This window comes from Bacteroidota bacterium (assembly GCA_005882315.1).
Classification (GTDB): Bacteria; Bacteroidota; Bacteroidia; order Chitinophagales; family Chitinophagaceae; genus VBAR01.
Window position 1 is genome coordinate 2,206,538 of sequence record VBAR01000001.1, and the last position, 15,199, is coordinate 2,221,736.

The window sequence follows — 15,199 nt, forward strand, 5'->3', positions numbered from 1 at the left end:
ATGGGATGATACGATTGCTTTACATTCTTATAGTTTGTTTTCTTTCTACGCAGGGGTTTACTCAAAAACTTTCTGTCAGCAATCTTCGTTGCGGATACACACAAGATCCTTTGGGAGTTGATATAAGCAATCCGCGTCTTAGTTGGGAGTTGCAAAGCAATCAAAAAAATGTTTTACAAACTGCTTATCGCATATTAGTAACAGATGATTCTTTACTGTTAAAAGGGAATACAGGTAATATCTGGGATTCAAAAAAAATAAATAGCTCAGCATCCATACAAGTACAATACAATGGCAAAGCGCTGCAATCGGTTAAAAAATATTTCTGGAAACTGATGGTTTGGGATAACAAAGGAAATATTTCCTCGTGGAGTAATATTTCCATGTGGCAAATGGGTTTGTTAAACAAAAAAGACTGGAGTAATGCAAAATGGATCGGGCATGATGAGATAATTGATTCATTGCTCATTGCCCCGCATATTCATGGCAATGGAAAAAGATCATGGGGTGCAAGAAGAAATGTATTGCCTCTATTCCGAAAAGAATTTGCTGTAAACAAAAAAATTAAAAATGCCACTGCATTTATTTGCGGATTGGGACATTTTGAATTGAGTATAAACGGGAATAAAATTGGAGATCATTTTTTAGATCCGGGCTGGACAAATTATAGTAAGCAGGCCCAGTATGTAACATTTGATATTACTCAGCAACTACAGCAAGGGAGAAATGTAATTGGTATAATGCTGGGCAATGGGTTTTATTATATACCTGGACAGCGATACCGGAAGATGACTGGTGCATATGGACATCCGAAAATGATAATGCGGACAGTGATTGAATATGCAGATGGTACAATTGAAAATATTATAAGTGATGAAAGCTGGCAAACATTTGAATCGCCGATAATATTCAGCAGCATTTTTGGTGGCGAAGATTATGATGCGAATAAAGAACAACCTGGTTGGGATACACCTGGTTTTTTAAAAGATGGCCTTGATTGGTTTGATGTGATCATAACCAATGGCCCAGGTCAATTAACTACGCAATTACAGGAGCCAATAAAAATAACTGAACGCTTTAAAGTAAAAACAAAGGCCCAATTAAAACCGGATACCTGGATGTATGATCTTGGACAAAATTTTTCCGGGATTCCTTCAGTGACGGTTAACGGCAACATGGGCGACACAGTAAAAATATTTTGTGCTGAGTTAATTAATGCTGACGGAACTGCTAATCAACGGGCAACCGGCTCTCCGAGTTATTTTACCTATATATTAAAGGGAGGTAGTGATGAAAGTTGGCAACCAAGATTCGCTTATACAGGCTTCAGGTACATGCAAGTGGAGTGTATTGCAAATAACAATACAGGATCATTGCCTGTCGTAAAAAATATTGAAGGTCTTCATATCCGGAACGCAGCAAATACAGTTGGCTCATTCAATTCTTCCAATGATTTATTTAATAAAACAAATACACTGATTAACTGGGCAATTAAAAGTAATACGATGAGTGTGTTTACTGATTGCCCTCACCGGGAGAAATTAGGTTGGCTGGAGCAAACACACCTGATGGGAGAATCGGTTCAATATAATTATGATATTGCGTCGCTCTGTAAAAAAATCATTCAAGACATGATGAATGCACAGTATGCGGATGGAAAGATACCGGAGATAGCTCCCGAGTTTACACAATTCACTCCTCCTTTTGATGAATCGCCGGAGTGGGGGAGTGCTGCAATCATTTTGCCATGGTATAATTATAAATGGTATGGAGATAAAGAATCGTTGCTCAATGCGTATGATATGATGAAGAAATACTTGTTGTATTTGAAAAGCAAAGCCAAAGATAATATCCTTTCTCATGGACTGGGCGATTGGTTTGACATTGGCCCAAAAAAATCCGGATTTGCTCAAATGACCAAAATGGGTGTTACAGCTACTTCTACTTTTTATTATGATTTAACAATAATGATTGAAGTAGCGAAGTTGTTAAATAAAGCAGCCGATTTAAAAATGTACACTAAACTTGCCATTGCAGTTAAAAGATCTTTTAACGAAAATTTTTTTGATAAACAAAACCTGCAATATGACTCAGCAAGCCAGACTGCCAATGCAATGGCTTTATACATGGGGCTTGTAGAACCAAAGTATAAACAGGCAGTGATTAATGCTTTGGTAAATGATATTAAAAACCGGAATAATGCACTTACTGCCGGTGACATTGGTTACCGTTATGTATTACGGGCTTTGGAAGATGCGGGAAGAAGTGATGTAATATTTGATATGAACAGCCGCGACGATGTTCCCGGCTATGGATTTCAACTAAAGCATGGTGCCACTGCATTGACGGAGAGCTGGCAAGCGTATGAATCTGTTTCAAATAATCATTTCATGCTCGGGCATTTGATGGAATGGTTTTATACAGGATTAGCCGGGATAAAGCAAGCAGGTAATTCAGTTGCGTATAAAAAGACTGAAATAAAACCACAACCGGTAGGTGATGTTACTTCAGCAAAAGCAAGTTATCATTCAGTCTATGGAGAAATTGTAAGCGAGTGGAAAAAGGATGGAAAAACATTTGAATTAAATGTCGAAATTCCTGTGAATACAACGGCAGCTATTTATTTTTCCGCAACGAAAAAATCTGTTTTGACAGAAAGTGGGAAGATCATAACCGCAACTTATGTAAATGGAAAGGCAATAGTGAAAATCGGTTCTGGGAAATATTATTTTAAAGTAAATTCTGATTAGCATGGGCTAAAGACCACTCGATAGGGTTAACATTTATTGCCCCGGCCTTAAGGCCGGGGCAAATGATACAAAAAATAGATGGGCTTTAGCCCCCAACATATAAACAATAAATCTTTTGAATGAAAGCATTAGTATGTGAACAACCGGGTTCATTTCAATATATCAAAAAAGAAAAACCATTATTAGAGACTGGTCATGCTATTCTTAAAATAAAAAGAATAGGTATCTGCGGTACGGACCTGCATGCTTTCGAAGGCACGCAACCTTTTTTTAATTACCCAAGGATACTGGGACATGAACTGGCAGCAGAGATCGTAGCAATCGAACCCGGTAATGAATTTGCAGTAGGAGACAGGGTTACATTCAGCCCTTATTTTTATTGTGGTAAATGTATTGCCTGCCGAAACGGGCTTACTAATTGTTGTGCCGATATAAAAGTTTTCGGAGTACATATTGATGGCGGCATGTGTGAATATATTTCTGTGCCTTTACAATACCTTATAAAAGGAAATGACATGAGCTTTGATGAACTGGCATTGGTAGAGCCATTGGCTATTGGCGCACATGGTATAAGAAGGGCCGGAGTAAAACCTAATGAATATGTTTTGGTGATCGGCGCCGGCCCGATTGGGTTGGGCGTAATGGAATTTGCAAGAATAGCCGGGGCACATGTAATTGCAATGGATGTAAATGAACAACGATTAAAATTTTGTAGAGACAAATTAAATGTAGCATACACTATCAATCCGGCGAAAGATGATGTGATAGAACAATTAAGATCGATTACAAATAATGATATGCCTACAGTTGTAATTGATGCGACTGGAAGTTTGAAAGCAATCAATACAGCATTTCAATATTTGGCACATGGCGGAAGATTTGTACTGGTAGGTTTGCAACGGGAAGCACTTGCTGTAAGCCATCCCGAGTTTCATAAACGGGAAGCGACACTGATGAGCAGCCGTAATGCTACACCGGAAGATTTTAATCATGTATTGGCTTCAATGAAAAACAAATTGCTTGACCCTGCTACCTATATTACACATCGTGTACTTTTTGATGAAGTAAAGGATAATTTTGAAAGTTGGTTAAACCCGGCAACAGGAGTTATTAAAGCAATGGTTTCGCTGCATTAATATTCAAACATGCAAAAACTTTATTTCTATATTTTTTTTTGTTTGTTGTTTCAATTAAACAGCATAGCACAGCCACGTTCTATAATTGATTTCAACAATGACTGGAAGTTTTATTTAGGAAATGACAGTACTGCAAATGAACCGGTTCATGATGACAGCAAATGGCGGAAACTTTCATTGCCTCATGACTGGAGTATAGAATCTAATTTTAAAAAAGATGCACCAGCTACTACACAGGGTGGTGCATTGCCAGGGGGCATTGGTTGGTACAGGAAAATTTTTTCGTTGCCAACTTCTGCAAAAGGTAAAAATGTTTCAATTGAATTTGATGGTGTATATAAAAACAGTGAGGTTTGGATCAACGGGCATTATCTCGGCAAGCGACCTAATGGCTATGTTTCATTCAGCTATGATTTAACTAAATATCTTCTTCCATCACCACAAAAGAATAGTATAGCAGTAAAAGTTGATAACAGTCAGCAACCCGATTCAAGATGGTACAGCGGTTCGGGTATTTACAGGGATGTGAAATTGGTAGTTAAAAATCAAACGGCATTTCAACAGAATGGAATTTATATAACTACTGAACATACTAATGGCGAGGCGCAGATTGGTATTCATGCTATGATTGAGGATTTGAATAAGACAGATCGCTTTTATAAAATAAAATACCAGGTGGTTGATGCAAAAGGCAATTCGGTTAATGATATCAATTACCATATTATGGTGGAAACGCAACTCCGGGGTAATCTCACAAAGGATTTATTTACTTATGGGTTTAAAAAACCGTTTTTGTGGAGTCCCACCAATCCTTATCTCTACAAATTAAAGGCAAGCTTATATGTGGAAGGAAAACTGATGGATGAAATTATAGTCCCTTTCGGCATCCGTCAATTCTTCTTTGATGCTGAAAAGGGATTTTCATTCAACGGCAAGCAGCTAAAGCTGTACGGTGTTTGCATGCACCATGATCTCGGCGCATTAGGTGCCGCCTTTAATATTAATGCTGCAAAAAGACAATTAAAGATTTTAAAAGAAATGGGCTGCAATGCAATTCGCTTTTCACATAATCCTCCCGCCTCTGAATTGTTGGATCTATGTGATCAAATGGGATTTCTTGTTATTGATGAAGCATTTGATATGTGGCAAAAAAGAAAAAACAAATTTGATTATCATCTAGATTTTAAGGAATGGCATAAAAGAGATCTTGAAGCAATGGTGTTGCGTGACCGCAATCATCCTTCTGTTTTTATGTGGAGTATTGGCAATGAAATAAGAGAACAGTTTGATAGCACTGGTACTACTATTACAAAAGGACTGGTTGATATTGTAAAGCAACTTGATCCGACAAGACCGATAATATCTGCATTAACAGAGACTTTTTCAGAAAAAAATTTTATTGCCAAAGCAAATGCATTGGATGTATTGGGTTTTAATTACAAGGATTATGATTATGCTGAATTACCTAAACGTTTTCCAGGTCAAAAATTTATTGCTACTGAAACTGCATCAGCATTAGAAACACGAGGTGTTTATCAATTCCCATCAGATAGCATTCGCATCTGGCCACCCAATTATAAAGTACAGGATACTTTTTCCGGTGGTAATAAAGATTATACAAGTGCGGCGTATGATAATACTTATGCTTATTGGGGCAACACACATGAAAGATCATGGCTGGCCGTCAAGAAGAATAACCATATTGCCGGCGCATTTGTATGGAGTGGTTTCGATTATTTGGGTGAGCCTATGCCATACCCAAAATTTCCGGCGAGAAGTAGTTATTTCGGAATTATTGACTTAGCAGGTTTTCCCAAAGATATTTATTACATGTACCAAAGTGAATGGAGTACAAAAAATGTATTGCATATTTTTCCTCATTGGAACTGGAACTCCGGAGATACGGTTGATGTTTGGGCATATTATAATAATGCAGATGAAGTTGAATTATTTATAAATGGAAAATCAATAGGCATACGAAAAAAGCAGGGCGATGATCTTCATGTAATGTGGCGTCTGCCCTTTCAACCCGGAACATTAAAAGCAGTTTCAAGAAAGAATGGCAAAATAATTTTAACCAAAGAAATAAAAACTGCTGGTAAGCCTGCGCGGATAGAATTGATCGCCGACAAAAAGAATCTTAAAGCCGATGGAAAAGATTTATCTTTTATAACCGCAAGGATATTAGATAAGAATGGAAATATTGTTCCAACAGCTGATAACAAGCTGCAGTTTTCGATCAGTGGCAACGGTATTATTGCAGGAACAGACAACGGTTACCAGGCCGATACCGTTTCTTTAAAAAACAACAACAGGAATTGCTGGAAAGGGATAGCATTAGCAATTGTTCAATCGAACGGAAAAAAGGGAAATATTACATTAAAGGTATCCAGTCCCGGAATTCAAACAGCTATTATATCTCTGAGTACAGGCAATTAAAGGCTAGGCATTACGCAATCGTTCCCGGAAAAACTAAGCAACGAAATAGTAAAATCTTCCATCTTTATAGAGAAACCTTACATTTTTGAACCCTATCCAGCCATTTACCTTTAGCATGATAATGATAAATTAACAAATTGCTCATTATCTAACAACGATAAAGCAAAGCTGTATGAACGTTACTCGTAATATTTTTACTGCTAACCGCAGACAAGAAAGAGTTGCTGTAAAAGAGTTTAAATCTCCTTTTTCTTTTTTCACTACGACCAGGTTTAAAACACTTGCTGTTTATATTATTATCTCCCTTCTAATTACATTGCTTTTAAATGCTGCTGCATTTGGACAGAATACCCCCGGCAATGACGAAGCATTTAAAAAAGTACTTACTGAACGTTCACATAAAATTGTAAATACACTTGAAATAGCTGATTCGGGCAAATTCGATAAAGTGGTTAGGCTGGTTGCTGATCAGTATTATCGTCTTAATAAAATTCATGATGAATCCAAAGCATCTGTTGCAGCAATTAAAGGCTTACAGTTGCCTGATGAAGAGAAAACAGCTCGGGTAAAAAAAGAAGATGAAACAAAGGCTGAAATGCTTGGAAAACTCCACAAGAAATATATCTCGCAATTAAAAAAGAATTTAACCGACGCACAAATAGAGAAAGTAAAGAATGGTATGACCTATAATGTGCTCAATGTTACTTATACAGCATATACGGAAATGTTATTAAACCTTACCGAAGAACAAAAGAAAAAAATTTACAACTGGTTGGTAGAAGCAAGAGAACTGGCAATGGATGAAGGCTCATCTGATGACAAGCACAAAGTTTTTGGAAAATATAAAGGAAGAATAAATAATTACCTGTCAACAGAAGGATATGATATGAAGAAAGAGGAAAAAGCCTGGCAGGATAGATTGAAAGAGAAAAAAAGCATAGAAAAACAAACCGCTTAATACGATTTTTGAATTAACATTTTAAAACAAACTGCTATATGAATTGCATTCTATTTCGCAGGCTGCTGATGGTTCTTTTTGTCATGTGTGGTTACATTACTGCACTTGCACAGGAGGTAACAGTTACCGGTAAAGTAACTGACCCTGAATCTAAGTTACCCTTAGAAGGTGTAACTGTAAGGGTGAAAAATACACAGACAGCCACTTCAACAAATGCTGCAGGTGAGTTTACCATCAAAGCTCCCTCATCAACATCTATACTGGTGTTTACCCTTGTGAGTTATACCACGCTAGAAGCAAAAGCATCCAGTAGCTCACTTGCGATCTCCTTAAATAAATTCGAAAACAAACTGGAAGATGTAGTTGTGGTTGGTTATGGAACTAAAAAAAGAGTGCAAGCACAGGGTGCTGTTGCCACTCTTAAAGCAGCGGAGATTGAAGATATACCTGTTGCTAATTTACCTTCAGCTTTAGTTAACCGCGTACCGGGTGTGAGTGTCAACTTCAGCTCAGGTAAACCAGGCTCAACTACAACCCTTAACATTCGTAATTCATCTGTAGGTCCGGCTAGTTTTCCAGGTAATGCCGGGGGAGTTACCACCCAACCTTTAATTGTTATTGATGGGATCATTTCCAATCCTGCACAATGGGCACAGTCGACAAATGCGGATTTCTTCGAAAACCTGGATGCAAGCCAGGTAGAAGACATTACATTTTTGAAAGATGCATCCGCAGCAATTTACGGTGCTGCCGGTGCAAAAGGTGTAGTGTTGATCACTACAAAAAGAGGTAAAGCAGGCAAACCTAAAATTTCCTATTCCGGTTATTACGGAGTATCCACGCCAACTACGGATCCCGAAACAATGACTGCATATGAGCATGCCAAATTTTTAAATGATGGCTTTGAGTTGACAGGTGCAGCATTTAACCAACGTTTTTCACAAGCCGACCTGGACTCGTTAAAAGGACTTAAAGACGAATCATGGTTTGATTATTTCTGGAAAAATGGTAAAGTGCAAAGGCACACATTAACCGTTTCTGGTGGTACAGATAAGATCACATTTTTTGCCGGAGGAAGTTATTATAACGAGAAAGGTAACTATGGTAAAATTGAGGTCAATAAATATAGTCTTCGTTTTGGCGTCAACGCTAAGATCATAGAAGGCCTTACTGCTGATATCTCTTTTGCTACTGATTACAACAAAGAATATAGTAATAATCATTCAAATGCAGGTACGGACAACGATGACGCAACGATACGACCACTATACTTTACGCCTAAATGGGTGCCTGTAATATTAGGCGACAAATTGGCTGGGTTCCAGGGTGCAAATAATTCATCTCCGCAAAATACAAACTGGAATTTCCTGGGACTACAAAATTCCGGGACTTACAGGGATAGCAGATCTCAGGGACTTGCGGTGAATGCCTCGTTAGAATGGAGGCCGAAAGTTGTAAAAGGTTTAGCGGCAAGAGTACAGTTTGGCCAGAATAACAGGAATGCTCTCGCCAAAGGATATTTTGCTTCTTATAATGTGGCAAACCTCCAGCGGAGAGGTCAAAATAGTTTATTTTATTCCGATCAATTAGTGACGACAACAGGAGCAAGTCCTACTGTAAGGATTGCAAACAATGACCAGATACAGGAAGGAACCACCGTATCAAATAACTATCAATTTTTTACTACACTATCATACGGCAGAAAATTTGGAGAGCATGAATTTGATGTAATGGCAGGGTTTGATCAAAGCGAATCGGAAAGCCGTAATGTTCTTTTGAATAAGGTTACACAAATAGTTGCCGGCGTAGATGAGTTCTGGGCATTCAGTAATGATCCTACTGCGCTTGGCAGTATAAACGAGGTGGTAAGACCAACGCAGGCATTTATCACTGCAAAACGTTCTTATATTACCCGGGCCAATTATTCTTTTAGGAACAGATATTTCTTCGAATTTATTGGCCGGGCTGATGCGTCTGTGAATTTTTTGCCTGAAGATAGATGGGGCTTTTTCCCAACAGTAGGCTTAGGCTGGAAAATAAGTGATGAGGACTTCTTTAGTAATATCAATTTTGTAAACAGCCTTAAAATTCGGGCAACTTATGGAGTAGTGGGAGAAGACAGATTAGGTGCCCGTCTGTGGGAGTCACGTTATTCACAAACAACAGGTATTTTGTTTGGCAACACTGCCACCAGTGGGCTGGATCCAAGTATTTACCCAAACCCTTTAATTACATGGGAGAAGGCAAGAAACTTCAATGTTGGATTTGATGCCGCTGTTTATAAAAACAAGATCACTATAACGGCAGATTTTTACCAACGTTACACGTATGATGGATATGATAGTTATTCAGCCAGTGCTTTCCCGCCAACCTTTGGCACTACACCGCCAGTGGTCAACTATCTTAAGCAATTAAGCTGGGGGGCTGAGTTTGCGATCGGGTATCGTACGAGGTTTAGCAAAGACTGGGGTTTTAACGTGGATGCCAACTTTGCATTTACAAATAGCCAATTGATGCAACAATATTATAACGAAACTCTTTTGGGGCAGTTTGGCAACGACCAATTAGGCATTACGGTTGGCCGTGATCCACGCACATACAACAGCAACAATATTGGCTACATAACAAAGGGAATTTTGAGAACACAGGCAGAGGTTGATGCTATTCTTGCCAAGAACCCGAATTACCTGATTGGTGGAGTAAAACCACAGGTTGGATTCATGGATTTTGAAGACATAAACGGCGACGGCCAAATTACTGAAGCCGGAGATGCTACTTTGATGTTCGACAAAACCTCACCTGTTGTCGCCGCTGGATTTACACTCGGTGCTAGCTATAAAACTTTCAGATTGTCTATGAATATCAACCTATCAATAGGTGGTAAACGTTTCTATGATTCTGATGCAAGAACTGCTCCGACCACGGTAAGGAATGCACCTAGCTTCTGGGCAGATCATTGGTCGCCTGAAAATCCTAATGGAAAATTTCCGAGAGCAGATGCTCCACTTGCCACCGCAAACTCAACTTTTTGGGCTGTTAATGGTACACAAAGCAGGATTAATAACATGGTTCTTTCTTACCAGTTGCCTAAAAACATTTCGGCGAAAATACGTATCCCCGATCTAAGATTTATGATCACCGGTACTAACCTTTGGAATATAGTAAACCCATTAAAGTATAAAGATCCTTATACATCCAACTTTGGTTTTTACCCAACATTAAGAACTATTTCTTTTGGTGTCAATGCAAGTTTATAAGTAGAAATTTCTAAAAAAAATATTATGAGATATATAAACAATACAGCAAAAACAATAGTTATAGCAGCCCTGGCTCTATGTATGGTTTTTTCTGCCTGTAAAAAAGATTCAGAATTTTTCGATATTGAAGACCCGCAGGGGATCGATTCACGGATATGGAGTGATGAAGGTGCAGTAGGATTGTTCTTAAACAGAACCTATGGATTAATTATACCTCAGTGGCCGGCTGCAGGTACTGCTCCAGGCAATATCCATATAACGTCTGACGAAATGAACGGAGGCAATACCGCATTTTTATACGGAACTCTGGTAGAAAACTCTGTTACAGATATCGGAACAGCGAATGGTATTACCACCAATCGCTATTTTGATATTCGTCGTTGTAATATTGCGATTGAAGGTCTTAATTCTACCAGTACTTTGCCGGAAGCAACGAGGACGGTTCTGAAAGGCCAGTTTTTCTTTTTGCGGGCTTTTGTTTACTTCAGGTTAGTTAGCTTATATGGCGGCGTACCATTAGTATTGGAATCAAAGACTCTTGAAGATGAGGACCTGAATGTTCCCCGCAGCAAAACGAGTGAATGTATTGCGTCAATTGTAAAAGACCTTGACTCTGCTATAGCATACCTTCCCGCTACATGGGGTAGTGCTGAAAAAGGAAAAATAACAAAAGCTGCTTCATCAGCTATGAAAGGAAAAGTGCTGATGTATTGGGCAAGTCCCCAGTTTAATCCTACGAATATTTCAACCCGTTGGGCAGATGCATACGAGGCAAACCTTGCAGCTTATAACCAATGCATTGGAGATGGGGTCTCGTTATTTCCAACGTACGCAAATATTTTTACTACAGAGGACAATGTTGAGGTGTTATTGGTAAGAAAGTATAGTGCCGCCAGGGATGTAGGTACCAATACGGAAGCTATTACCCGGCCCGATTCTGAAACCGATGGACCGAGCGGTTCAAATCAACCCACATGGAACCTTCTACAAGCCTACGGCATGAAAGATGGTTTGCCAACTAATCATGCTTCTTCGGGATATGATCCTATTATGTTCTGGCAAAACAGGGATCCACGGTTTGACGCTTCCATTGCTTACAACGGAGGTCTCTGGCCTTTAAGTGGAAAAGCTACACGTAAACAATGGTCATATACAGGAGTTCTTGATGAAGCTTCCGGAACAATAGTTACAGGTTTTTATTTCAAACGATTTACTAATAATACTCTTACTCCTGCACAATCCGTATATAATTCTAACTCGGGTGGTGGAAGTGGAATGGATTGGATTGAGATGAGATTTGCTGAAGTAGTATTAAACCTTGCCGAGTGTGCCAATGAGACCGGAAGGTTGGCAGAAGCAAAAGATAATGTGCGCCGCATTCGCCAGAGAGCAGGTATAACTGCCGGGACATTTGATTATGGTTTAGCTATTGCTACTGACGCGGCATCAATGCGAAATTTGATATTAAATGAACGGATGATCGAATTTGCCTTGGAAGGAAAACGTCATTGGGATTTGAGAAGGACAAGAAATTACGGATTGATTTCTGCACGCCTGCCGTATAAATTGTCCGCCAAGCCTCCGTATTATCCAGGTACCACACGTACCGGAGCATTGCCAACTGATATTTTCCTGGATAAACCAGATGCATTTGGCGTAAAGCCAAGAGATACAGCGAACCTTAATAATAAATCAGTGTATACTGCCATGTTCGTTACGCCAGGTTCAACAACACCAACTTTAGAGGGATCCAATGCCATTAGCATACCGACGAAATACTATTTCTATGCATTGCCCAATTTTTTCAGTCAAAACTTTTTTATTGAGCAAACAGCAGGCTGGATAAATGGAACTTTTGATCCATTACAATAATTAAACTAATGCTTAAAAAGAAATTAAATATGAAAAAGTATATAATTGGATCAATTGCAATAGTAGTACTCTTTTCTTCCTGCGAGAAAAAGGTTGAGCCGATTGATGATTTCCAGGTGCAGGTTGAGTATAAAACAGGTACCAAGAATTTAACAGGTGATATAACATTAAATCCTAAGGATAGTATTTATCTTGATTTTACTATTACGTCTCCTACTGATATGTCTTATATCGAAATTCAGAAAAATGGCAGTATAAGGCTGGATACATTCAGATTAAATAGTACCAATAACCGGTCTTTTTCCTTAAGAAAAGGATACCGCGTTGATAGCGCTGCTGGTGATTATTCCTACAGGGTGTTAGCAAGAGATGAGCGGGCAATTTTTATGGGAGATGGCGGAAAAAATTTTGTAGTTACCGTTACACCAGATTTTTATTTCTGGAGTTACAGAATACTGCAGGTGCCTGATACTGTCGATAAAACCAATAAGACGTACTACTCAAGTACCGAAGGGAAAACCTATAGTTATAGTGATGGTGGGGCCAATTCTGCTAAGATCGATTTTGGTTACTATTGGGACACAACTGGACGCTTATCTTCAAGTACCACCGATGATTTGAAGCACACTATTTATTCACTCAGTGCTGCACAGCCTCAATTGGCCTACTACGATATTAGTACCTGGACAAAAAATGTTACGTTGTTAAAGAAAATGCCGACATCAGTAAATTTTGTCAGTGGTTTAACTTCTTCAGGTGCAATTCAAACTTTAATTGGCGGAAACATGACCTCTGGTACTTCTTCCAAGGTGTCTACAGTGAGTACGACCGCTGGTAGCAATGTTATTGGATTTAAAACTGCAGCCGGAAAGTTTGGCGCAATACTTATCCGGTATGTAAATGGAGATTCGCCGAATAAAACAACGCAGATAGAAGTAGATGTCAAAGTGCAGAAGTAATTTTTATAAGACTTAAAAGTGTATAAGCATACTCAAAGAGAAAGCAGGTGCTTTCTCTTTTTTAATGAAATTAAATTGATGAACGGTGACAGTAAATAGACAGGCTTTTACAACAATAGTCGTCTAATAAACAAAATATTTAACCATGAAAATCAGCAGTAAGAAAATTTTTATTTTGATTGTATTTGCGATGAGTATAAATCTGTCGTTTGCCCAGTATCCTGAAATTCCGGATGATGTACAACGTAAATCAGATTCACTGCTTCGTGCAGCAAAAAATCATTCTGATTCTGCATGGCAGGTTGCATGGCCGATCATTCAGGAGGAAGCAAAAAAAGGAAAACCTTTTATTGATTTTGCTAATCGTCCAACTGATTTACCACAAGCAGAAATTCCTGCATTTCCAGGCGCTGAAGGTGGTGGCAAATTTAGCTTTGGTGGTCGGGGTGGCAGAGTAATAGTTGTAACTAATTTAAATGATGATGGTCCGGGCAGTTTTCGCTGGGCATGTGAGCAAGGTGGGGCAAGAACTATTGTATTCAATGTTGCCGGCATCATCCGGTTAAAATCTCCATTGATAATCCGTGCACCATATATAACTATCGCAGGACAAACAGCACCTGGCGATGGTGTTTGCGTTGCGGGGGAAACAGTTTGGATCAATACACATGATGTCATTATCCGATTTATGCGTTTCCGTCGTGGTGAAACATGGGTTGGAAGAAGAGATGATGCAATAGGTGGAAACCCGGTAGGTAATATCATGATCGATCATGTAAGTGCCTCATGGGGATTGGATGAAAACATGAGCATGTATCGTCATATGTATAATGATAGCACAGGTAAACCTGCAGAAGAAAAATTAGGCACAGTTAATATCACTATTCAGAATTCAATTTTTGCAGAAGCACTGGATACATGGAATCATTCATTCGGCAGCACATTGGGTGGTGAAAATTGTTCTTTCATGCGGAATCTCTGGGCGAACAATACCGGTCGCAATCCTTCAATTGGCTGGCATGGCGTTTTCAATTTTGTAAATAATGTTGTGTTCAACTGGGTGCATCGTTCTATTGACGGTGGGGATTATCGTGCACAATACAATATCATTAATAATTATTTCAAACCTGGTCCTGCAACGCCTAAAAATAGTAATGTAGGCCATCGTATTTTAAAACCAGAAAGTGGAAGAAGTAAATTGAAATATCAAACCTATGGCAGGGCATATGTAAATGGAAATATCATGGAAGGATATCCTGAAGTAACAAAGGATAACTGGAATGGTGGAGTACAGGTGGAAGAAATGTCAAATGCAGGTAAGTACACAGATAATATTAAATGGCATAAGCCATTGCCAATGCCGGAGCTTACTGTTATGCCGGCAGAATCTGCCAAAAACTATGTATTGGAAAATGCAGGAGCTACATTGCCGAAACGTGATGCCGTTGATAAAAGAATTACTGAGCAGGTTCGTACAGGAAAAATAGTTGTATCGCCTGATATAGTGCCGCCAACAACACAATTCAAACATCGCCGTGAGCCATTGGATAGTTATAAACAAGGAATTATTACTGATATAAGCCAGGTGGGTGGCTATCCCGAATACAAAGGCACAGCTTATAAGGACAGCGATAGTGATGGCATACCTGATGACTGGGAAACAAAAAACAAATTGAATCCGAAAGACGCATCCGATGCAGGTAAGGTAAATGGAAATGGGTACAGCAATATCGAAAATTACCTGAACAGTGTGGTGCCTGCAGAAAATGTAAAACCGGCAAAAGGGTTTTAAAAATAACAGTAGATTTATAATGCGTTCAGCACTTAA

8 protein-coding genes are annotated in these 15,199 nt (G+C 38.9%); all 8 read left to right on the forward strand.

The features are described 5' to 3' along the window. The first annotated feature begins 5 nt into the window (after positions 1-5). Complete coding sequence (locus E6H07_09110; GenBank protein TMI66043.1) at positions 6-2,750, forward strand: alpha-L-rhamnosidase; 2,745 nt, start codon at positions 6-8, stop codon at positions 2,748-2,750. 119 nt (positions 2,751-2,869) lie between these two features. Next, positions 2,870-3,886, forward strand: a complete 1,017-nt coding sequence (locus tag E6H07_09115) for a zinc-binding alcohol dehydrogenase family protein (protein TMI66044.1) — start codon at positions 2,870-2,872, stop codon at positions 3,884-3,886. Positions 3,887-3,895: 9 nt separating this feature from the next. After that, positions 3,896-6,325 carry a DUF4982 domain-containing protein gene (locus tag E6H07_09120; protein TMI66045.1) on the forward strand — a complete coding sequence of 810 codons (2,430 nt, stop codon included), beginning with the start codon at positions 3,896-3,898 and terminating at the stop codon, positions 6,323-6,325. A 172-nt stretch (positions 6,326-6,497) separates the two neighbouring features. Then, the gene (locus E6H07_09125) at positions 6,498-7,283 is read left to right on the forward strand and encodes a DUF3826 domain-containing protein (GenBank protein TMI66046.1); all 786 of its coding nucleotides are present in this window, start codon (positions 6,498-6,500) and stop codon (positions 7,281-7,283) included. A 38-nt stretch (positions 7,284-7,321) separates the two neighbouring features. Then, entirely contained in the window at positions 7,322-10,540 is a 3,219-nt protein-coding gene (locus E6H07_09130) for a SusC/RagA family TonB-linked outer membrane protein (GenBank protein TMI66047.1), read from the forward strand. Between the two features lie 24 nt (positions 10,541-10,564). Next, positions 10,565-12,412: a RagB/SusD family nutrient uptake outer membrane protein gene (locus E6H07_09135; protein TMI66048.1), complete on the forward strand. Its 1,848-nt coding sequence runs from the start codon at positions 10,565-10,567 to the stop codon at positions 12,410-12,412. A gap of 29 nt (positions 12,413-12,441) precedes the next feature. Next, positions 12,442-13,371, forward strand: a complete 930-nt coding sequence (locus E6H07_09140; protein TMI66049.1) for a hypothetical protein — start codon at positions 12,442-12,444, stop codon at positions 13,369-13,371. Positions 13,372-13,516: 145 nt separating this feature from the next. Further along, a complete protein-coding gene (locus E6H07_09145; protein TMI66050.1) occupies positions 13,517-15,163 on the forward strand; it encodes a polysaccharide lyase in 1,647 nt (548 codons plus the stop codon). The last annotated feature ends 36 nt before the right edge of the window (positions 15,164-15,199 follow it).

Excerpts from the sequence above, each read along its gene's own strand:
- E6H07_09110 (TMI66043.1), top strand. The coding sequence starts at position 6 with ATGATACGATTGCTTTACATTCTTATAGTTTGTTTTCTTTCTACGCAG.
- E6H07_09115 (TMI66044.1), top strand. The coding sequence starts at position 2,870 with ATGAAAGCATTAGTATGTGAACAACCGGGTTCATTTCAATATATCAAA.
- E6H07_09120 (TMI66045.1), top strand. The coding sequence starts at position 3,896 with ATGCAAAAACTTTATTTCTATATTTTTTTTTGTTTGTTGTTTCAATTA.
- E6H07_09125 (TMI66046.1), top strand. The coding sequence starts at position 6,498 with ATGAACGTTACTCGTAATATTTTTACTGCTAACCGCAGACAAGAAAGA.
- E6H07_09130 (TMI66047.1), top strand. The coding sequence starts at position 7,322 with ATGAATTGCATTCTATTTCGCAGGCTGCTGATGGTTCTTTTTGTCATG.
- E6H07_09135 (TMI66048.1), top strand. The coding sequence starts at position 10,565 with ATGAGATATATAAACAATACAGCAAAAACAATAGTTATAGCAGCCCTG.
- E6H07_09140 (TMI66049.1), top strand. The coding sequence starts at position 12,442 with ATGAAAAAGTATATAATTGGATCAATTGCAATAGTAGTACTCTTTTCT.
- E6H07_09145 (TMI66050.1), top strand. The coding sequence starts at position 13,517 with ATGAAAATCAGCAGTAAGAAAATTTTTATTTTGATTGTATTTGCGATG.